The organism is Microbacterium sp. NIBRBAC000506063 (genome assembly GCF_017968845.1).
Lineage (GTDB): Bacteria > Actinomycetota > Actinomycetes > Actinomycetales > Microbacteriaceae > Microbacterium.
Map to the genome: position 1 here is coordinate 466,300 of NZ_CP072876.1, position 19,637 is coordinate 485,936.

General features: G+C 69.7%; 15 protein-coding genes and 5 pseudogenes. 9 read left to right on the forward strand and 11 right to left on the reverse strand.

What is annotated here, in order from left to right; genetic code table 11:
* Window positions 1-80: 80 nt before the first annotated feature.
* The 3 pseudogenes from KAE78_RS02635 to cysS form a co-directional block, all read right to left on the reverse strand.
* Window positions 81-718, reverse strand: a pseudogene (locus KAE78_RS02635) (NAD(P)-dependent oxidoreductase).
* Window positions 719-767: 49 nt separating this feature from the next.
* Window positions 768-1,775 (reverse strand): annotated as a pseudogene (gene rlmB / locus KAE78_RS02640) (23S rRNA (guanosine(2251)-2'-O)-methyltransferase RlmB).
* Window positions 1,768-3,172 (reverse strand): annotated as a pseudogene (gene cysS / locus KAE78_RS02645) (cysteine--tRNA ligase). The pseudogenes rlmB and cysS overlap by 8 nt, the downstream one beginning before the upstream one ends.
* 147 nt (window positions 3,173-3,319) lie before the next feature.
* Between cysS and KAE78_RS02650 the strand changes: the two are divergent.
* Together KAE78_RS02650 and KAE78_RS02655 are read left to right on the forward strand one after the other, a co-directional pair.
* Window positions 3,320-4,192, forward strand: coding sequence for a DMT family transporter (locus KAE78_RS02650; protein ID WP_223171651.1), 873 nt, complete (start codon window positions 3,320-3,322; stop codon window positions 4,190-4,192).
* 224 nt (window positions 4,193-4,416) lie between these two features.
* The gene (locus KAE78_RS02655; RefSeq protein ID WP_223172376.1) at window positions 4,417-4,770 is read left to right on the forward strand and encodes a GNAT family N-acetyltransferase; all 354 of its coding nucleotides are present in this window, start codon (window positions 4,417-4,419) and stop codon (window positions 4,768-4,770) included.
* 24 nt (window positions 4,771-4,794) lie between these two features.
* Here the strand turns inward: KAE78_RS02655 and ispD are convergent.
* Window positions 4,795-5,959, reverse strand: a pseudogene (gene ispD, locus KAE78_RS02660) (2-C-methyl-D-erythritol 4-phosphate cytidylyltransferase); the annotation flags it as partial.
* Window positions 5,960-6,176: 217 nt separating this feature from the next.
* Complete coding sequence (locus KAE78_RS02665; protein ID WP_223171652.1) at window positions 6,177-6,659, reverse strand: CarD family transcriptional regulator; 483 nt, start codon at window positions 6,657-6,659, stop codon at window positions 6,177-6,179.
* 145 nt (window positions 6,660-6,804) lie between these two features.
* On the opposite strand from KAE78_RS02665, the gene KAE78_RS02670 reads away from it, so the two are divergent.
* The gene (locus KAE78_RS02670) at window positions 6,805-7,266 is read left to right on the forward strand and encodes a DNA modification methylase (protein ID WP_223171653.1); all 462 of its coding nucleotides are present in this window, start codon (window positions 6,805-6,807) and stop codon (window positions 7,264-7,266) included.
* Window positions 7,267-7,326: 60 nt separating this feature from the next.
* Here KAE78_RS02670 and KAE78_RS02675 read toward each other — a convergent pair whose 3' ends face one another.
* Complete coding sequence (locus tag KAE78_RS02675; RefSeq protein WP_223171654.1) at window positions 7,327-8,013, reverse strand: response regulator transcription factor; 687 nt, start codon at window positions 8,011-8,013, stop codon at window positions 7,327-7,329.
* Entirely contained in the window at window positions 8,010-9,248 is a 1,239-nt protein-coding gene (locus KAE78_RS02680) for a sensor histidine kinase (RefSeq protein ID WP_223171656.1), read from the reverse strand. The genes KAE78_RS02675 and KAE78_RS02680 overlap by 4 nt, the downstream gene beginning before the upstream one ends.
* Before the next feature lie 194 nt (window positions 9,249-9,442).
* Here KAE78_RS02680 and phoU point away from each other — a divergent pair, with 194 nt between their 5' ends.
* Window positions 9,443-10,132, forward strand: coding sequence for a phosphate signaling complex protein PhoU (gene phoU, locus KAE78_RS02685; protein ID WP_223171657.1), 690 nt, complete (start codon window positions 9,443-9,445; stop codon window positions 10,130-10,132).
* A gap of 67 nt (window positions 10,133-10,199) precedes the next feature.
* On the opposite strand, the gene KAE78_RS02690 is transcribed toward phoU, so the two are convergent.
* The 4 genes from KAE78_RS02690 to KAE78_RS02705 form a co-directional block, all read right to left on the reverse strand.
* On the reverse strand, window positions 10,200-10,946 hold the full coding sequence (locus KAE78_RS02690; RefSeq protein WP_223171658.1) for a phosphoglyceromutase: 747 nt from the start codon (window positions 10,944-10,946) through the stop codon (window positions 10,200-10,202).
* Between the two features lie 9 nt (window positions 10,947-10,955).
* Window positions 10,956-12,059, reverse strand: a complete 1,104-nt coding sequence (locus tag KAE78_RS02695) for a YgfZ/GcvT domain-containing protein (RefSeq protein ID WP_223171660.1) — start codon at window positions 12,057-12,059, stop codon at window positions 10,956-10,958.
* Window positions 12,060-12,073: 14 nt separating this feature from the next.
* On the reverse strand, window positions 12,074-12,676 hold the full coding sequence (locus tag KAE78_RS02700) for an FABP family protein (RefSeq protein WP_223171666.1): 603 nt from the start codon (window positions 12,674-12,676) through the stop codon (window positions 12,074-12,076).
* A 142-nt stretch (window positions 12,677-12,818) separates the two neighbouring features.
* Window positions 12,819-13,109: a hypothetical protein gene (locus tag KAE78_RS02705; RefSeq protein ID WP_223171673.1), complete on the reverse strand. Its 291-nt coding sequence runs from the start codon at window positions 13,107-13,109 to the stop codon at window positions 12,819-12,821.
* Window positions 13,110-13,251: 142 nt separating this feature from the next.
* Between KAE78_RS02705 and KAE78_RS02710 the strand changes: the two genes are divergently transcribed.
* From KAE78_RS02710 to KAE78_RS02730, 5 genes and pseudogenes are all read left to right on the forward strand, one after another.
* Window positions 13,252-13,938 carry a winged-helix domain-containing protein gene (locus tag KAE78_RS02710; protein WP_223171675.1) on the forward strand — a complete coding sequence of 229 codons (687 nt, stop codon included), beginning with the start codon at window positions 13,252-13,254 and terminating at the stop codon, window positions 13,936-13,938.
* A 48-nt stretch (window positions 13,939-13,986) separates the two neighbouring features.
* Window positions 13,987-16,154 (forward strand): annotated as a pseudogene (locus KAE78_RS02715) (RNA degradosome polyphosphate kinase).
* Entirely contained in the window at window positions 16,151-17,089 is a 939-nt protein-coding gene (locus KAE78_RS02720) for an NUDIX hydrolase (protein ID WP_223171677.1), read from the forward strand. The pseudogene KAE78_RS02715 and the gene KAE78_RS02720 overlap by 4 nt, the downstream one beginning before the upstream one ends.
* 130 nt (window positions 17,090-17,219) lie before the next feature.
* Window positions 17,220-18,326 carry a phosphate ABC transporter substrate-binding protein PstS gene (locus KAE78_RS02725; protein ID WP_223171679.1) on the forward strand — a complete coding sequence of 369 codons (1,107 nt, stop codon included), beginning with the start codon at window positions 17,220-17,222 and terminating at the stop codon, window positions 18,324-18,326.
* 203 nt (window positions 18,327-18,529) lie between these two features.
* Entirely contained in the window at window positions 18,530-19,636 is a 1,107-nt protein-coding gene (locus KAE78_RS02730; RefSeq protein ID WP_223171681.1) for a phosphate ABC transporter substrate-binding protein PstS, read from the forward strand.
* Window position 19,637: the final 1 nt, after the last annotated feature.

Genomic DNA, 19,637 nt, shown 5'->3' on the forward strand with positions numbered 1-19,637 from the left:
GAGCTTGTCGAAGGGCCCGCCGGCACCATCCCCGGGCGCTTCGACAGGCTCAGCGACCGGGGACCTATCGGCCGAACCTCCTAGTACCCGACAGTGAAGCGCTGCCGGGAGTGCTGCGGGTTCTCGATCTCGTCGAGGAAGGCGACGCCGAGATCGGCGCCGGAGATGAACGACTCCCCGCGGCATCCGTCACGATGACGTCGCCGCCGACCCGGTAGGAGCCGGTGCGCTCGCCCGGGTTCCAGACGCCGAAGCCGCCGGCCGGGTGCACGAAGAACCAGTCCTTGCCGCTCGTGTCGGCCCGGAGATCCTCCAGGATGCCGATGGCCTCCAGCGCCTCGGCCTTGAACTCCTCGGGGAACCCCGCATCCACGACACGCGGACCGCCCGGGGCGACGAGGCTGCCGCCGGCTCCGCCGACGACGCCGAGACGCACACCCTCCGGAAGCGTGCGGAACAGTTCGGCGGTGGCCGAGCGCACCTTCCCGGCCATGTCGTCACGCGGCGAGATCGCCTGGATCACGACATCGACCTCGCCGATCTGCGACAGCAGCGTCGGGACGTCGAGGATCGTGCCCTCTGCGTAGACGACGCCCTCCTTCCGCTCGGCGGGCGCCTTGCGGGCGACCGAGACAACCTGGTGACCGCGGCGGACGGCCTCCGCGGCGATGTGCGAGCCGGCGTAGCCGGTTCCTCCGATGACGGCGATGCGTGACATTCTGGTCCTTTCGTGACGTTCTCCGGTACCAGCGCGGCCACGCGCGATTTCATTCCCGCGGCAACTGCTCGGCGCGCAGCGTCGCCACCTGATACAGGGCGACGGATGTCGCGATGCCGGCGTTCAGCGATTCGGTCGCCGCGGAGATCGGGATCGACACGATCTGGTCGCAGGTCTCGGTGACCAGACGCGAGAGCCCCTTGCCCTCGGAACCCACGACGATCACGAGCGGGCGATCGGCCAGCTCCAGCGCCGGCAGATCGACATCGCCGCCACCGTCGAGGCCGAGCACGAAGACGCCCTGCTTCTTGAACTCCTTCAGCTGCGTGGTGAGGTTCGACGCGAGGGCGACCGGGATGCGCGCAGCGGCTCCGGCGCTCGTCTTCCACGCGGCGGAGTTGACGCCCGCCGAGCGGCGCTGCGGCAGGATGACGCCGTGCCCGCCGAAGGCGGCGGTCGAACGGATGATCGCGCCGAGGTTGCGGGGTCGGTGACGCCGTCGAGCGCGACGAACAGCGGCAGCTCGCCGCGATCGATCACCTTCTCGAGCAGATCCTGCGGGTGCGCGTACTCGTAGGGCGGAACCTTGAGCGCGACGCCCTGGTGCACGCCGTCGAACCCGGCCATGCGGTCCAACTCGGGGCGGGTGACCTCCATCACCGGGATCTCGCGGTGAGTCGCGATCGACAGCATCTCCTTGACGCGATCGTCCATCTCCACGCGCTGGGCGATGTAGAGGGCGGTCGCGGGATCTTCGCGCGCAGCGCCTCGAGCACGCTGTTGCGACCGGTCACGTTCTCGGTGTCGTCGCCGGACTTCGCCTTGGGCGCACGCCCGGAACCTCCGCCCCGCGACGAGCCGCTGGACTTGCCCTTGCCGCCCGCGGCGGCATACCGCTCCTGGGCGGCCTTGCGCTTGCCCGCGGGGTGCCAGGCGCGGTCCTCCGCTTTCGGCGTGGGGCCGCGCCCCTCGAGAGAACGCTTGTTCTTGCCGCCCGTGCCCTTGGTGGGGCCCTTCTTGTTGCCCTTGCTCGCGCCGGGCGCCCTGGCTTAGCCATCACTCAAACTCCAATGTGTTCCGTCTGCGGAATCTTCCAGCACGATCCCGCGGCGGCGATCGCGTCGCGGATGCGATCGGCACCCGCCCAATCCTTGTCTGCCCGCGCCTGTGCGCGCTGGGCGATCATCTCCTGCACCAGTGCGTCGAGCGCGGATGCCGCCGCCCGCCGCCTCCGGCACTCCACTGCGCCGACATCGGGTTGATCCCCAGCAGCTCCGTCATCGACACCACCGCGCGCAGTGCTTCCGCCACCGCATCCGCGTCTCCACGATCGAGCGCCGCGTTACCGGCCCGCACGGTCTCATGCAGAACGGCCAACGCCTGCGGCACGCCGAGGTCGTCGTCCAGCGCCGTCGCGAACGCCTCGGGAAGGTCCTGTCCGGCAAGGCCGTCGCCCACCGCGCGCATCGCACGCTCCTGGAAGGAACGGATGCGGTCCAGCGCCGCCTCCGCCTCATCGAAGCTCGCGGGCGACAGGTCGAGGCTGGAGCGGTAATGCGCCGCGGCGAGCGCGTAGCGGACGACGAGCGGCTCGCGGTCCGCCAGCACGTCGGCGGCGAGGAGGTAGTTGCCCAGCGACTTCGACATCTTCTGGCCCTCGACGTTCACGAGGCCGTTGTGCACCCAGTACTGCGCGAAGCCGTCGCCGGCTGCGGTGGACTGCGCCAGTTCGTTCTCGTGGTGCGGGAAGCGCAGGTCGAGGCCGCCTCCGTGGATGTCGAAGGCAGCGCCCAGATAGCGCTTCGCCATCGCCGAGCACTCGATGTGCCAGCCGGGACGCCCGGGCCCCCAGGGCGAGTTCCACACGGCATCCGCCGGCTCGTCGGCCTTGGCGCCCTTCCAGAGCGCGAAGTCCTGCGGGTTGCGCTTGCCGCGCGGATCGGCGTCGGTGGCCGGCTCCATCGCGCCGACGCTCTGCCGGGTGAGCGTGCCGTACTCGGGCCACGAGCGCACGTTGAAGTACACGTCACCGGAGTCGTCGTCCGCCACGTAGGCGTGCCCACGCTCGACGAGCGTCTCGATCAGCTCGTGCATCTGCGGGACGGAGGCGGTCGCCCGCGGCTCATACGTCGGCGGAAGGATGCCGACAGCGGAATACGCCGCGGTGAACTCCTGCTCCGTGCGGTACGCGAGCGCCCACCAGGGCTCCTTGTCCGTGGCGTTCAGGAGCACCTTGTCGTCGATGTCGGTGACGTTGCGCACGAAGGTGACGCGTCCGAAACGATGCTCGAGCCAGCGCCGCAGCAGGTCGAAGCTGAGCGCCGCGCGGACGTGACCGATGTGCGGCCCCGACTGCACGGTGGGTCCGCACACGTACATCGTCACGTTCGAGGGGTCGAGCGGAACGAAGTCGCGCAGCGCCTGTGCGCGGGTGTCATGGAGCCGGATCGTCACTGCACCAGCCTACTCCGGGCTCCCTGCCCGAATCATGTGCCGGATCGCGGATGAGTCGTACCACCAGCAGGTGCTGCACCGCGACACACGGCGGCGGGCGCTGCCCCTCCGTCGCCGGGTGCAGGAGATGAGCGCATCGACGCCAGAATGGAGGGCGTGCGCTATGTGATCGCGGTCCTCCTCGCCGCCGTGCTGTTCGGGACCACCGGGACGAGTCAGGCTCTCGGCCCCGAAGGCACAACGCCCTTCTCGGTGGGCGCCGTGCGCCTGGCCATCGGCGGCACGGTGCTGGGCGTGCTCGCGTTCCTCCTCGCCGGGCGACGCCGACGGCGAACGGATGCCGCGCCACCCCGTCGCCGGCTCGATGCCCGCTCCGCGCTGCTCATGGCAGCCACGGGAGCGAGTCTGTGGGCCTACCAGCCGCTGTTCTTCTTCGGCACCGAGCGCAACGGCGTCGCGGTGGGCACGGTCGTCGCCCTCGGCTCCGCACCGATCATGGCGGGACTGCTGGAGTGGGCCGTGCGACGCCGCCGGCCCACGCTGGTCTGGATGGGGGCCACGGCTCTGGCCACCGCCGGCGTCGCGCTCCTCGCGCTCGGCGGCGGCGAGGCGACCGGGGCCGACCCGCTGGGGCTGCTCGGCTCCCTGGGCGCCGGCGGGACCTTCGCGATCATCGCGAACGCGCAGCGACGTCTTCTCGACGACGGCTGGGATCCGTTCACGGTCGTCGGCGCCATGGGCATCACCTCCGCGGTGCCCGCGCTCGTCTCCCTGCCGTTCCTGCACCTGGGCTGGGCGGCCTCCCCGCTCGGCGTGACCGTCGTCCTCTGGCTCGGCCTGGCCACGATCACCGCCGCCTACGCGATGTTCACCTGGGGGCTGAGCGGGCTCACCGCCGCGACGGCGGCGACGCTGACCCTGGCCGAACCCCTCACCGCGGCACTGCTGGGGTTCTCGTCCTCGGCGAGCAGCTCTCGGCGCTGGCGGTCGCGGGCCTCCTCGTGCTCGCGGGCGGCCTGACCCTGCTGGCCTGGGGTTCGCGGTCGGGCCGCGACCCGCGACCCTTCGCCGTGGAGGCGTGATGACATCTCCGCGACACATGGCCTGGCTAGCATCGTGACCATGACCACGGGTACGACGGCTCTCGAGTTCCGCGAAGACGATCTGAGCAGCGACGCGACCCGCGCGCTCATCGACGCCCACGTGCGGGGAATGCGCGAGGGCTCCCCGAGGAGAGCTGCCATGTGCTGGATCTCGACGGGCTCCGCGACGACAGCATCACCTTCTGGTCGGCGTGGCACGGGGACGAGCTCGCCGGGATCGGCGCCCTCAGGGATCTCGGCGACGGGCGCGGCGAGCTCAAGTCCATGCGCGTCGACGATCGCTTCCGCGGCACGGGCGTCGGACGCGCGCTGCTGCGCCACCTCATCGCGCAGGCGCAGGCGTGGGGTCTCACCTCGGTCTGGCTGGAGACGGGAGCGCAGGACGCCTTCCTCCCCGCCCGGCGCCTCTACGCGAGCGAAGGCTTCACGGACTGTCCCGCGTTCCCGCCGTACCGACCCGACCCGGCATCCGTCTTCATGACGCGCGCGCTCTGACACGCGCCGCCGGTCAGCCGCGGGCTGCAGCAGGGCCACCGCCGTCGCCGAGATCCCCTCGCCGCGACCGGCGAGCCCCAGACCATCGGTCGTCGTGGCCGACACCGACACGGGTGCGCCGCCCAGCGCCCGCGAGAGCACGCTCTGCGCCTCGACCCGACGCGGCGCGAAGCGCGGCCGGTTGCCCTGGAACTGCACCGAGACGTTCCCGATCGTGAAGCCGGCGGCGTCGACCAGGCTGCGCGTGTGGGCGAGGAAGACATCGGCGTGGGCCCCGGCGAACTCGGGTCGGTCCACGCCGAAGTGCTCGCCGATGTCGCCCAGCCCGGCCGCCGCCAGCAGCGCGTCGACGATCGCGTGGGCGACCGCGTCGCCGTCGGAGTGGCCGGACAGCGCCGGCTCCCCGGCCAGTCGAGGCCAGCGAGCCACAGGTGGCCCTCACCCCGAAGGCGTGCACGTCGGTCCCCAGGCCGACCCGCGGTGCGGGAGGAGCCGGATGCAGCAGACGCTGCGCGCGCTCCAGGTCGGCGGGCATGGTGATCTTGAAGGCCGAGGCAGATCCCGGGATGTGCCGCACCCGGAACCCCGCGGCGGCGAACAGCGCGGCATCGTCGGTGTACTCCGCACCGGATGCCGCAGCCTGCGCATAGGCGCGTTCGAGCAGCCCTCGGGGGAAGCCCTGCGGGGTCTGCGCCGCGACGAGCTCCGACCGGTCGACGGCCTCGGTGACGTCCGACCCGGCCACACGCTTGAGGGTGTCGACCACCGCGAGCGCGGGGATGACGCCCTCTGCGGCGGTCACGGCATCCGATACGGCATCGATCTGAGCCGACGGCGTGAGAGCGCGCGCCGCATCGTGCACGAGCACGGTCGTCACATCCGCCCAGAGCGCGGCGAGCCCGGCGGCGACGGACTGCTGACGGGTGGCGCCGCCAGTGACGACGCGCCCCAGTGCGGCGCGGTCCCCCGCGGCTTCGCGCAGCTCGGTCTCGGCCTCGCCCTCATATCCCGGAGGCGCGACGACGACGACCTGTGCCGGCGCCGCGGCGAACACCGCATCCAGCGCATGGCGCAGGACGGAGTGCTCGTCGATGCCGACGAAGGCTTTGGGCGCGCCCGCGGCCAGGCGCGTGCCGGAACCGGCGGCGACGACGATGATCGCCGTGCGGGGCAGAGGAAGGAGAGTCACGGACTCACGTTATCGCGCACGAGGGACGTTGCCGCGCTGGGAGAGAGGTTTCGACTCGGGTGCGCTACGCGCATCCTCGCTCAACCTTGAGCCGGCGCGCATCAACGCTGCTGCGCAGCGAGGGAGGAGGTTTCGACTCGCGCGCCCTGCGGGCGTGCTCGCTCAACCTTGACCCTCGCCGCATCAACGCTGCTGCGCAGCATTGATCCGTCGCGCGTCAAGAAGCGAGAACCTCATCGAGGAGGGCGGCGGCCTTCTCCTCGTCGACCTTCTCGGCCAGAGCCAGCTCCGACGTGAGGATCTGGCGGGCCTTGGCGAGCATCCGCTTCTCCCCGGCCGACAGGCCGCGGTCCTGATCGCGACGCCACAGGTCGCGGACGACCTCGCTGACCTTGATCACATCGCCCGAGGCGAGCTTCTCGAGGTTCGCCTTGTAGCGGCGGGACCAGTTCGTGGGCTCTTCGGTGAACGGTGCGCGCAGCACCTCGAAGACCTGGTCGAGACCCTCCTTGCCGATGACGTCACGCACGCCGACGAGGTCGACGTTCTCGGCGGGGACCTCGATGACGAGATCTCCCTGGGTGACGTTCAGCTTGAGGTATTTCTTGGTCTCGCCCTTGATGACTCGATCCTTGACCTCGATGATCGTCGCGGCTCCGTGGTGGGGGTAAACGACCGTCTCGCCAACCTCAAAAAGCATAAAATCGTGTCCTTTCGGCAACCTCTAGGATACCACAGGCGAACTTGCGCTAAGGTTCGCGCCCGCGCTCCCGCACCCGGGATTCGGATGCCGCCGCGTACCCGTAGAATGGAGGCGGACATCCCGTCGGCACCCAGGAGGATCCGTGAAATCGCGCCTTGTCGCATCCGTTGCCCTCAGCGCTCTCGTTCTCGTCGGCGCTACGGGATGCACGTTCATCACGCCGCAGTCGACCACGCTCGTGTACTCGGCCTCCGACGGCGTGAACGTCCATGACGACGGCCCTGTCGACGTGCGCAACGCGATGATCATCACCAACGAAGACGGAACCGCCGGCAACTTCGTCGCGGTCCTCGTCAACAACGGCGACTCCGCGGAGCTCCTCTCGATCGAGGTCGACGGGCTCGCCCCTCTGCGCGTGAACGTGCCGGCGGGTGAGCGCATCAGCTTCGGCGGCAACACCGACCCGCTGCCGATCGACGGCTTCTCCGCGGTCCCGGGCAGCACCGTGACGGTGTACTTCCAGTCCGGCGCCGAGTCGGCCTTCCCGACCGAGATCCCCGTGCTCGACGGCACGCTCGAGTACTACAGCGACCTCGCTCCCTGATCTTCTGCTCCTCCATGACGAACGCCCCCGCTTCCTGCGGGGGCGTTCGTCGTCTGCGGTTCAGTTCTCGTCGAAGCGATACCCCAGCCCACGCACGGTGATGAGCACCTTGGGCTCGCTGGGGTTCTCCTCGATGCGGGAGCGGATGCGCTTGATGTGCACATCGAGGGTCTTGGTGTCGCCGAAGTAGTCGCTCCCCCACACGCGGTCGATGAGCTGTCCGCGTGTGAGCACGCGTCCGGCGTTGCGCATGAGCATCTCCAGGAGCTCGAACTCCTTCAGCGGCATGTTGATGGGCGTGCCCGCGACCGTGACCGTATGCCGGTCGATGTCCAGGACGACCCGCCCGCCGTCGAGCACCCGGTCGTCGAGGTCCTCGTCCTCGGGCACCGCACGGCGCAGCACGGCCCGCATCCGGGCGAGCAGCTCGCGCGAGGAGTAGGGCTTGGTGATGTAGTCGTCGGCGCCGAGCTCGAGCCCCACGACGATGTCCACCTCGGAGTCCTTGGCCGTGAGCATGATGATCGGCACCGTCGAGCTCGACCGGATCTGCCGGCAGACCTCGGTCCCGCTCATTCCGGGAAGCATGAGGTCCAGCAGCACGACGTCCGCGCCGCGGTCGCGGAAGGCGGCGAGGGCGGTCGGGCCGTCCTCGGCGATCTCGACGTCGTAGCCCTCCCGCCGCAGCAGATAGGCGAGCGGATCGGCGAGGTCGGGTTCATCCTCGACGAGAAGGATGCGGGTCATTCGTGTACTCCCTTGCGCGCACGGACGCCGGCGGTGTTCTTGGCCGCCTTGGCAGTCTTTTCGGTGCGCCTCTTCTTCTTTTTCTTCTTCTTGCCCGGTTCGTCCAGGACAGGGGCGTCGATCCGCGGGAGGCGGATCGTGAATGTCGAGCCGTGCCCGGGCCTCGACCACAGCCGCACCTCCCCGCCGTGACGCTGAGTCGCGTGCTTGACGATCGAGAGGCCAAGGCCGGTGCCGCCGGTGCGCCGCGAACGCGCTTCGTCGGCACGATAGAAGCGCTCGAAGATGCGCTCCCGATCCGCCTCGGCGATGCCGATCCCCTGGTCGGAGACAGAGATCTCCACGACGTCGTCGACGACCTTCGCGGCCACGGCGACGCGCGCTCCGCGCGGGGAGTAGGCGATCGCGTTCGCGATGAGGTTGCTGACCGCCTCCACGAGGATCTGCGTCTCGCCGGTGACCCAGACCGCGCGATCCCCGCCGCGGACGAGATCGACGCCCGCCGAGTCCGCCTCGACCTGATGCGCCTCGACGGATGCCGCGACGACCTCGTCGATCGCGACCGCCTCGAACTCGGCGACGCCGACCGCCGCCTGCAGGCGCGAAAGGCTGAGGATCCGTCCGGTCAGACGCCCGAGTCGCCCGGCCTCAGCCGACAGCCGCGCGGCGAACTTGCGCACCTGCTCGGGATCGTCGGCGGCGGACTCGATCGCCTCGGCCAGCAGACTGACCGCTCCGACGGGGGTCTTGAGCTCGTGGCTGGTGTTGGCCACGAAATCGGTGCGCATCTGCTCGAGCCTCTCCTGCTCGGTGACATCGCGGATCACCAGCAGCATGAGTCGCGCGCTCAGCGCGCTCGCCCGGGCAGTGACCAGACGCGGGTCCAGGCTCAACCCTCCGCGAGTGATCCTGAGCGTATCGGTCCGCGGGGTCTCGCTGAGACGAGCTGAGCGGATGAGCTGGCGAAGCTCGGGGTTGTCGAGGACGGCATCCGGGGACACTCCGTATCGTTCAGCGGCGGCCGAGGTCGCCAGTACGAGATTGGATGCGTCGACGACGCAGGCCGCATCCTCCATGCTCCCGAGGACGGCGGTGATGCCGGGCGGGATCGCGGCGGACTGCTCCTCCTCGGCCTGTGCACGCATGCGGTAGGACCAATAGGTGATCAGTGACATCCCGGCGCCGACGAGCACTCCTAGCGCGAGCGAGAGGAGCGCGATCTGCGTCGTGTCCATGCCTACAGCGTAGGGCGAGTTCGCCGGACTCCAGACCCGTTTCCCGCGGTTGCCAAAGCACGAGGTCTACTATTCACGTACCGGGCACCAGCCGTTAACCTTCGGCGATGACAATCTCCGAAGAGCCCGGCGCGGACCATCCGGGCCCCCGCGCGCGGACACCCGCCTGACACGCAGAAAGGTTGCGCTCGCACATGCGCGAAGTCTTCCACCAGTCCCTCGAGCAGCTCCAGAGCCAGCTCGTCGAGATCGCCGACCTCGTCACCATCGCCATCGACAAGGCGACCCGCGCCTTCGCGGAGAGCGACGTCTCGCTCGCCGAGGAAGTCATCAGCGACGACACCAAGATCGATGAGCTCGCCGTGCTCCTGGACGAGCAGGCCATCGAGATCCTCGCCCGGCAGCAGCCGGTCGCCCGCGACCTGCGCATCGTCGTCTTCGCCCTTCGGGTGAGCGCTTCCCTCGAGCGCATGGGCGACATGGCCGAACACATCGCCCAGCTCGCCCGGCTGCGTTTTCCGGAGCGCGCGATTCCCAAGGGGCTCAAGGGCACCTTCGTGCGGATGGGTGAGCTGGACGTCGAGATCGCCCGCCGACTCAGCGACCTGCTGCGCACCCAGGATCTGCGCATCGCCGACGAGATCCGCAACGCGGACGACGATGTCGACGAGCTGCACGCGAAGGTCTTCGAGAAGCTCCTCAGCGACAAGTGGCGCGGCGAGGCCGAGCAGACGGTCGATGCGACGCTCGCGAGCCGCTATCACGAGCGCTTCGCCGACCACGCCGTGGCCGTCGCGAAGAAGGTCGTCTACCTCGCCACGGGCGACTGGACGGCCGACACCGACACGATCGACCTGGCGATCGGGCTGACCGAAGAGAGCTGACTCACACGCAACGACGAAAGGACGGCGGATGCCAGCTGCATCCGCCGTCCTTTTCGCGTGTCGGCTCTCAGTGCTTGCCCTGCGCGGCGACCGCGGCGGCACCGGCGGCGGCGGCCTCGGGGTCGAGGTAGCGGCCGGGACCGGTGGGGGCGTTGTTCTCGTCGAGCTCGTAGACCAGCGGGATGCCGGTGGGGATGTTCAACTCGGCGATCGCCTCGTCGCTGATGCCCTCGAGGTGCTTGACGAGCCCGCGCAGCGAGTTGCCGTGCGCGGTGACGAGCACCGTCTTGCCCGCGACGAGATCGGGGACGATCGCCTCCTCCCAGTAGGGCAGCAGGCGGTCGATGACGAGCTTGAGCGACTCGGTGCGGGGCACCTCGCCGTCGATGCCGTCGTAGCGAGGGTCGCCGACCTGGCTGAACTCGCTGTCGTCGTCGAGCGGAGGCGGCGGCACGTCGAAGGAGCGGCGCCACAGCTGGAACTGCTCGGGGCCGAACTCCTCCAGGGTCTGGGCCTTGTCCTTGCCCTGCAGCGCGCCGTAGTGGCGCTCGTTGAGCCGCCAGGAGCGCACCACGGGGATCCACAGGCGGTCGGCGGCGGACAGGGCGATGTTCGCCGTCTGTATCGCACGGCTCAGAAGCGAGGTGTGCAGCACATCGGGCAGGAGCTCGGCCTCGGCGAGCAGCTCGCCGCCGCGACGGGCCTCGGCCTTGCCCTGCTCGGTCAGCCGGACATCGACCCAGCCGGTGAAGAGGTTGAGCTCGTTCCACTCGCTCTGGCCGTGGCGGAGGAGGATGAGGGTGCGGGTTGTCATGGCTTCAGCTTAGCGAGAGCCGTCGGATGCCAGCGGGCGACGTGACAGCCGGGTCAGGCGCGGGACGTTCGCGGTGGCACCGGCATCCGAGGGCACGATGACCTGCTGCGCCGCGGCGATGCGGGTCTCCCCCGCGTGCACGACGAGGTCGCCCTCGGGCGCACGACGCGACAGGATCGCCAGCGCGATCGGCCCGTCCTCGTAGTGGCGCGCCGCGGTCGTGATGTGCCCGACCTCGCTGTCGCCGGCGAAGACCGGCGCCCCCCGCTCGGGGAGGATGTCGACGCTGCCGTCCAGATGCAGCGCGACCAGGCGCCGCGGGGGATGCCCGAGGTTGTGCACCTTGGCGACGGTCTCCTGCCCGCGGTAGCAGCCCTTGCTCAGGTGCACGGCACTGCGGATCCAGTCGCTCTCGTGCGGCAGGGAACGCTCGTCGACCTCGCCGGCCCAGCGCGGCCGCCAGGCGACGACGCGCAGCGCTTCGGCGGCCAGAGTGCCCGCCGCATCGATCGCGGCGAGTCCCTGGAGGCCTGCCGCATCCACCAGAGCCACCCGCCAGGTGTAGTCGTCGGCCGGATGCTCCGCGACGACCGAGTACTGATGCCCGCCCGGCTGCACGCGCTGCCAGGGATCGGCCCACACCACCGGAACTCCGGCGGGAGAGATGGCGGATGCCGACCCCGCCTGTTCGGCCTCGCCTCCGGCGAAGAAGCCTACCGCGGTGAGGTCGGGGCGCACCGTCACGGTCACACGCGAGCGGAACACCATGCGCGAGAGCCACGCGGCGAGCGCCTCGGCATCCGCGGCATCCGTGATCAGCCAGGTCGATGCGCCGTCCTCGAAGACCCCCGCGGCATGCTCGACGCGCCCCTGCGGGTCGAGGATCAGCAGCTCGGTGCTGTCGCCGGGTATGAGGGAGGCCACGGCCTGCGAGGTGATCGAGTCGAGCCAGCCCCGTCGATCCTCCCCCGCCACCTCGATCACGGCACGGTCTCCCAGCGGCGCGACAGCGGTGCCCGCGACGAGGCCGCGCTGCTCGCGCATCGGGTCGCCGAAGTGCGAGACGACTCCGGCGTCGCTGACGGCGCCGGGACGATCGGCGAATGCGGTCATGCGTGCTCCTGTGTCTAGACGCGTGCGAGCCGCGCCGAGGCGTGAGAGCGCAGCTCCGCTCCGAGTGCGGCGATGTCCCACGCCCAGAGCAGGTGGCCGTCGACGAGGCCGTACATCCGGGTCGCCGCGCCGTAGTGCTTGGCGCCGGCGGCGCGCACGATCGCATCGGTGGCGATATCGATCCGAGGGCCCTTCGCCTCGCCCAGATACAGCTCGAGCATCCCGTCGGAGTGGGCCAGGGCGACCTCGATCGGGAAACCGCCGCTGTCGGAGCGCAGCTCCTCGACATCGGATGCGGTGCGCTCGGGCTCCTGCGCCATCGGCGGCAGGAGGGCGGGACCGGGCTGGGCGGGCGTGGCCGGACGCGCCACGCGCCAGTACCCGGTCTCGGCGACGAGCGGAACGGATGCCGCCCCCTCGCCGTCTGCGATCCATGCCGTCGCCTGGTAATTGAGCGAGGGGCCGCCGTCATGGCTGAAGCTGACCCGATGGGTGAACTCGCCCTCGAAGTTGTGGTCGCCGGCCCGATAGTCGATGACGCCGGTCCCCTCCCACACGCCGATCAGCCACGCCAGTGGCGCGAGATCCGCGGGAAGATCGGTCGGCAGCTCGATCACGAGGCTCCGGTCAGCGCTGGCCGCGGAACAGGTTCAGCAGCACAACGCCCGAGACGAAGGCGATCGCGAGGCCCGAGAGCACGAGCAGTCCTGTGAAGAAGAGTTCGAGCGCGATGAGGTCCATGCCGTCCACTCTAGCGCGTCAGGCGGGCAGGAGCGCGGCCAGGCCGAAGCCCGCCGAGATCAGCCCCATCACCAGCAGTGCGCCGAGGATGCTCGCGGAGACCCGGAAGATGAAGCCGATCGCGGTGCCGTACCAGAGCTGCACCGCGAAGGAGAGGACCACGATCCCGGCGAAGCCGAGCACGAGCCACGGAGCACGGTCGAGCTCCTCGACCAGGACGCCGATGAGCACCGAGACGAGCAGCGCCAGAACCCACACCGAGACGACGCCGATGAAGGCGTTTCGGGGCGCAGACACACGCTCGGACATGGCTCCTATTGTGACCCATCGCACGGCGTCGCGGCATCCGGCGCACTCCGGCGTGGCGGATCGCTCGCTATTATTGTGCGCACGGCCGCCGTCACCGCACGGCCACCGTGCAGGGTGACCCACCTCACCCGGAAGGATTCCTGTGGCACAACTGCTGGTCTTGACCTCTGCTCCCGGCGAGCCGGTCCTGCCCGCCCTGGAACTGCTCGGCCATCGGGTCCGCCAGATCCCTGCAGAGCCCGCGCAGCTGGTGAGCGCTCCGGAATCGGATGTCGTCCTCGTCGACGCGCGCACCGACCTCGCCGGCGCGAAATCGCTGTGCAAGTTGCTGCACACGACCGGTCAGACCTCCCCGCTCCTTCTCGTGGTCACCGAAGGCGGCATGAGCGCGGTCTCGGGCGACTGGGACATCGACGACGTCGTGCTCGCCACGGCCGGACCCGCCGAGGCGGACGCCCGCATCCGACTCGCCCTCGCCCGCAGCGCCGACGACACGCCGGTCACCCGCGTCCAGACCTCCGGCCTGGTGATCGACGACCAGTCCTACTCGGCGAAGATCCACGGCCGCTCGCTGGATCTGACCTACAAGGAGTTCCAGCTCCTGCACTTCCTGGCCACGCACCCCTCGCGCGTCTTCACCCGCGAGCAGCTGCTGAGCGAGGTGTGGGGCTACGACTACTTCGGCGGCACGCGCACCGTCGACGTGCACGTCCGGCGTCTGCGCGCCAAGCTCGGCGATCAGGAGCAGATCATCGGCACCGTGCGCAACGTGGGGTACAGATTCAACGTCCACGAGGACGACGAGGCCGTGGGCGCGACCGCGTCATAGCGGAACCAGTTCACGCACTCGTCACCCTCCGGTGCCAAGATGAATGCCATGAATGATCAGCTCGCAGCCGACGCCGGTCTCGGCGATGCCGAAGACGACGACTTCGACGAGGTGTTCGAAGCCCCGGATGCGGAGCTGCCCGACCATCGCTATCTCGACCGCGAGCTGAGCTGGCTCGCGTTCAACCAGCGGGTGCTCGAACTCGCCGAGGACCCGAACCTTCCGGAGCTGGAGCGCGCGAACTTCCTGGCGATCTTCGCCAGCAACCTCGACGAGTTCTTCATGGTGCGCGTGGCCGGCCTCAAGCGCCGCATCGTGACCGGTCTTGCCGTGCCGACCAATGTCGGCCGGGCACCGACCGATGTGCTCGCCGACATCTCCCGGCACGCCTATGAGCTCCAGCTGCGCCATGCGCGGGCGTGGAGCGACCTCGTGCGCCCGGCACTGTCGGATGCCGGCATCGAGATCGTCGACTGGGACGACCTCACCGACGCCGAGCGCGACGGACTCTCCGAGTACTTCGCCGACCACCTCTTCCCGGTGCTCATGCCGCTCGCGGTCGACCCCGCGCATCCCTTCCCCTACATCTCCGGCCTCTCGCTGAATCTCGCCATCCGCATCCGCAACGCCCGCACGGGCCGGCAGGACTTCGCGCGCCTCAAGGTGCCGCCGATGCTCCCCCGTTTCGTGGAGGTGCCCGGCTCCGGCGAGATCAGCCGGTATCTGAGGCTCGAGGAGCTCATCGCCAACCACCTCGACCACCTCTTCCCCGGAATGGAGGTGCTCGACCACCACGCCTTCCGCCTGACACGCAACGAGGACGTCGAGATCGAGGAGGACGAGAGCGAGAACCTCATCCAGGCGCTGGAGGCGGAGCTGCTGCGCCGCCGCTTCGGCCCGCCGATCCGCCTGGAGATCACCGATGACATGGACGACGTGACCCTCGACCTGCTGATCACCGAGCTCGACATCAGCGACCAGGAGGTCTATCGGCTGCCCGGGCCCCTCGATCTGCGCGGGCTCTTCTCGCTCACCGACGAGCGCCGCCCCGACCTGCGGTACGCGCCCCATGTGCCCACGACGGCACTCGCCTTCCAGCCCAAGGAGACCAGCGGGCGGGCCGACATCTTCGCGGCGATCCGCAAATCGGACGTGCTCGTGCACCACCCTACGAGTCCTTCGCGACGAGCGTGCAGGCCTTCCTGGAGCAGGCCGCGCGCGACCCGAAGGTCCTGGCGATCAAGCAGACCCTGTACCGCACCTCGGGCGACAGCCCCATCGTGCAGGCGCTCATCGACGCCGCCGAGGCGGGCAAGCAGGTGCTCGCCCTCGTCGAGGTGAAGGCACGGTTCGACGAGGCGAACAACATCGTCTGGGCGCGCAAGCTCGAGAAGGCCGGTGTGCACGTCGTCTACGGGCTCGTGGGGCTGAAGACCCACTGCAAGCTGGCCCTCGTCATCCGCGAGGAGGACGGGAGGCTGCGCCACTACTCCCACGTCGGCACCGGCAACTACAACCCCAAGACCAGCCGCATCTACGAGGACTTCGGCCTGTTCACGACCGACGCCCAGGTCGGCAAGGATCTCACGCGCCTGTTCAACGAGCTGTCCGGCTACGCGATCGAGAAGAAGTTCAAGCGACTGCTCGTGGCCCCACTGCACCTGCGGAAGGGCCTGGTGCGCCTCATCAACACGGAGGCCAAGAATGCGAGGGCGGGCAAGCCCGCGCACATCCGCATCAAGGTCAACTCCATGGTCGACGAGGAGATCATCGACGCGCTCTACCGCGCCAGCGCCGCGGGGGTCAAGGTCGACATCTGGGTGCGCGGGATCTGCAGCCTCCGCGCCGACCTGCCCGGGGTGAGCGACAACATAACGGTGCGCTCGATCCTCGGCCGCTATCTCGAGCACTCGCGCATCTTCGCCTTCGCGGGCGACGGGGACCCGCAGGTCTACATCGGCAGCGCCGACATGATGCACCGGAACCTCGACCGCCGCATCGAGGCGCTCGTGCGAGTCACCTCCCCCGAGCATGTGGACGACCTCCTCACCCTGTTCGACCTGGCCATGGACGACCAGACGAGCTCCTGGCATCTGGGCGCCGAGGGCGTGTGGACCAGGCACTCGATCGACGCCGCGGGCGACCCGCTGCGCGACCTGCAGGACGAGACCATGAACAACGTCCGACGCCGCAAGCGGAGCCGGACGGCACGATGAGCGATTCCGCGGTGTACGCGGCGGGGGCCGTGGTCTGGCGTCGGGTCGAGGGGAAGCTGCGCATCCTCCTCATCCATCGAACGAAGTACCGCGACGTCACCTTCCCGAAGGGCAAGGTCGACCCGGGCGAGATGCTCGCCCAGACGGCTGCACGCGAGGTCGAGGAGGAGACCGGCATCCGCGTCCACCTGGGCGTTCCCGTCGGGGTCTCCCACTACTCCATGCGCCCGAAGCGCCAGAAAATCGTGCACTACTGGGCCGCGGAGGCCACCGAGGACGCCATCCGCGCCTCCTCCTTCGTGCCCAACGGCGAGATCGCGGCGCTGGAGTGGGTGAGCCTGAAGAAGGCACGGTCGCAGTTGAGCTACCCGGTCGACGTCGAGATCCTCGACGAGTTCGTCGCCCGCGTCGACCACGGCGCCCTGGACTCGGTCCCCCTCATCGTGCTCCGGCACGCACGCGCCGTGCCGCGCAGCGGGTGGAAGGGAGCGGATGCCGCCCGGCCGCTGACCCCGCAGGGCCGCCACCAGGCGAAGGCGATCGCCGGCGTGCTCGAGGCCTTCGGCGTCCGCAAGATCGTCACGAGCGACGCCCTGCGCTGCACCGCGACAGTGAAGCCCCTCGCCAAGGCGCTCGGCGTCAAACTCTCTCCGACGGCCTTGATCAGCCAGGACGCATGGGAGGCGGGCGAGGCCGATGTGCGCAAGGTCGTCGGAAAGCGGGTGCGCGTGCGCAAGCCCGCCGTGATCTGCAGCCACCGCCCCCTGCTGCAGGAACTGCTCACCGAGATCGCTCTGGCCACCGGCACGATCCGCGGCTCCTACCTCGGCGATGCGGCCGATCTGGAGCCTGCCGGGTTCTCCGTCGTGCATCTGTCGGCCACCAACCCGGGTTCCGGGATCATCGCGATCGAGACCCACGAACCCAAGATCTGACCGACGGTTCCGGGACGTCGCTCTCCGTTCTCCTGCCGTTCACCTGCACGGCGACCACATGTCACCGACCGCTCCTAACGTCGCTGTGAGCCCTGCACCGGGCCCTCATCCCGATCGAAACGGATTCACAGTGAAGATCTCCCGCATCGCCCGCGTCGCCGCCATCGGCGCCGTCGCCTCCCTCGCCCTCGCCGGCTGTGCCGCGAACGAAGGTGACGCAGCCGTGGTTCCCTCCGAGGAGCCCAACGAGACCACGCTCTCGGGCACGATCAGCGCCACCGGCGCCTCCTCTCAGACAGCTGCCCAGGAGGCCTGGCAGGCCGGCTTCCAGCTCACCCACACCGGCGCGACGGTCAACTACGAGCCCACCGGCTCGGGCACCGGCCGCACCAACTTCCAGGAAGGCGCCAGCAACTTCATCGGCTCCGACCGCGCCTTCAACGACGATGAGATCGCCGCCGGTGGATTCGGCGCGTGCCTGACCGACGACATCGTCGAGGTTCCGCTGTACATCTCGCCGGTCGCCGTCGCCTTCAACCTCGACGGCATCGAGAGCCTCAACCTCGACGCCGAGACCATCGCGAACATCTTCGCGGGCAACATCGCGACGTGGAACGACCCGGCCATCGCCGAGGACAACGCCGACGTCGACCTGCCGGACACCGCCATCACCCCGGTCCACCGCTCCGACCCCTCGGGCACACAGGAGACCTTCACCACCTACCTGAAGTCGGCCGCCGGTGACGTCTGGGAGCACGACCCCAGCGACGAGTGGCCGCTCTCGGGCGGCGAGGCCGCACAGGGCACCTCAGGCGTCAAGCAGGTCATCGACGCCGGTGTCGGCACGATCGGCTTCCTCGACGCCTCCCAGGCCGGCGGCTTCGGCCAGGTGCACATCGAGGTCCAGGGCGAGTTCGTCGCCTACTCGGCCGAGGCGGCATCCGCCCTCGTCGAGGGGTCGCCGCTGCGCGAGGGCCGCGGCGCCGGTGACCTCGTCTTCGACGTCGACCCGGCCGCCGCTCCCGCCGGCGCCTACCCGATCGCCCTGGTGAGCTACCTCATCGCCTGCGAGCAGTACGAGGACGCGAACACCGCCGCGATCGTGAAGGAGTATTTCGCGTTCATGGCCAGCGCGGAGGGTCAGGCCGCCGCCGCCGCGAACGCCGGCAACGCCCCGATCTCGGAGGGCCTGCGCGAGAAGGCGCTCGCTGCGATCGATCTGATCCAGGTCGGCTGACGACGCACCGCCTCGGCGGACACACATCGTGCCCCGCCCTGCCTCCGGGGGTCCCTCCCGGCGGTGCAGGGCGGGGCACGTTCGTGCCCGAGTCGTTCACCTGCTGTTCACCTGCGCGGATCATTCTCGTTAACCGTCCCGCCTACCTTCTGGGTGTGGCCCGCTTCGGGCCGGTCCCCATTCCCGATCGAAACGGATCCTCTGTGCAGGTCACTCGCGTCGCCCGCATCCTCGCCGCCGGTGCCGTCTGCTCGCTCCTCCTGGCCGGCTGCGCCCTGAACGAGCGTCCCGGCGATGCGCCGCCGGCGGCATCCGTCCTCTCCGGCACGATCAGCGCCACCGGCGCCTCCTCGCAGGTCGCCGCGCAGGAGGCGTGGATGGCCGGATTCCAGACCGCGAACGTGCGCGTCACAGTCAACTACGAGCCGACGGGCTCGGGTACCGGCCGCGCGAACTTCCAGGCCGGAGCGAGCAGCTTCGTCGGCTCCGACCGCGCCTTCACCGACGACGAGATCGCCGCCGGAGGCTTCCGCGCCTGCATCGGCGATGAGCTTGTCGAGGTCCCCCTCTACATCTCTCCCGTCGTGGTCGCCTTCCACCTCGACGGCATCGACACGCTCGACCTCGCTCCGGACACGCTCGCGAGCATCTTCGCCGGCCGCATCACCCGCTGGAACGATGCCGCCATCGCAGCCGACAACCCCGAGGTCGCGCTGCCCGACCTGGCGATCAGCCCCGTGCATCGCTCCGACCCCTCCGGGACGCAGGAGACGTTCACCCGCTACCTGGCCCTGACCGCGCCGGATGCCTGGACGCACGGCATCACGGACAAGTGGCCGATCACCGGGGGCGAGTCGGCCCAGGGCATCGCCGGTGTCAAGCAGGTCATCACCGCCGGCCGCGGCACGATCGGCTTCCTCGACGCCTCTCAGGCAAGCGGATTCGGTCAGGCACGACTGCTGGTCGCAGGAGAGTTCGTCGCCTTCTCCGCCGAAGCCGCCGCCGCACTCGTGGAGAACTCGCCGCTGCGCGAGGGCCGCGCCGCGGGCGACCTCGTGTTCGACGTGGACCCGGCATCCGCTCCTGCAGGCTCCTACCCGATCGCCCTCGTGAGCTATCTCATCGGATGCCAGCAGTACGCCGATGCCGGCACCGCAGCGCTCGTCAAGAGCTACATGACCCACATGGCCAGCCCCGAGGGGCAGGCCGCCGCGGCGGCCAACGCCGGCAACACCCCCATCTCGGAGGGCCTTCGCGAGAAGGTGCTCGCCGCCATCGACCTGATCCGGGTCGGGACCGAGGAGCCATGAG

Excerpts from the sequence above, each read along its gene's own strand:
- KAE78_RS02650 (WP_223171651.1), top strand. The coding sequence starts at position 3,320 with ATGGAGGGCGTGCGCTATGTGATCGCGGTCCTCCTCGCCGCCGTGCTG.
- KAE78_RS02665 (WP_223171652.1), bottom strand. The coding sequence starts at position 6,659 with ATGCTTTTTGAGGTTGGCGAGACGGTCGTTTACCCCCACCACGGAGCC.
- KAE78_RS02675 (WP_223171654.1), bottom strand. The coding sequence starts at position 8,013 with ATGACCCGCATCCTTCTCGTCGAGGATGAACCCGACCTCGCCGATCCG.
- KAE78_RS02680 (WP_223171656.1), bottom strand. The coding sequence starts at position 9,248 with ATGGACACGACGCAGATCGCGCTCCTCTCGCTCGCGCTAGGAGTGCTC.
- phoU (WP_223171657.1), top strand. The coding sequence starts at position 9,443 with ATGCGCGAAGTCTTCCACCAGTCCCTCGAGCAGCTCCAGAGCCAGCTC.
- KAE78_RS02690 (WP_223171658.1), bottom strand. The coding sequence starts at position 10,946 with ATGACAACCCGCACCCTCATCCTCCTCCGCCACGGCCAGAGCGAGTGG.
- KAE78_RS02695 (WP_223171660.1), bottom strand. The coding sequence starts at position 12,059 with ATGACCGCATTCGCCGATCGTCCCGGCGCCGTCAGCGACGCCGGAGTC.
- KAE78_RS02705 (WP_223171673.1), bottom strand. The coding sequence starts at position 13,109 with ATGTCCGAGCGTGTGTCTGCGCCCCGAAACGCCTTCATCGGCGTCGTC.
- KAE78_RS02720 (WP_223171677.1), top strand. The coding sequence starts at position 16,151 with ATGAGCGATTCCGCGGTGTACGCGGCGGGGGCCGTGGTCTGGCGTCGG.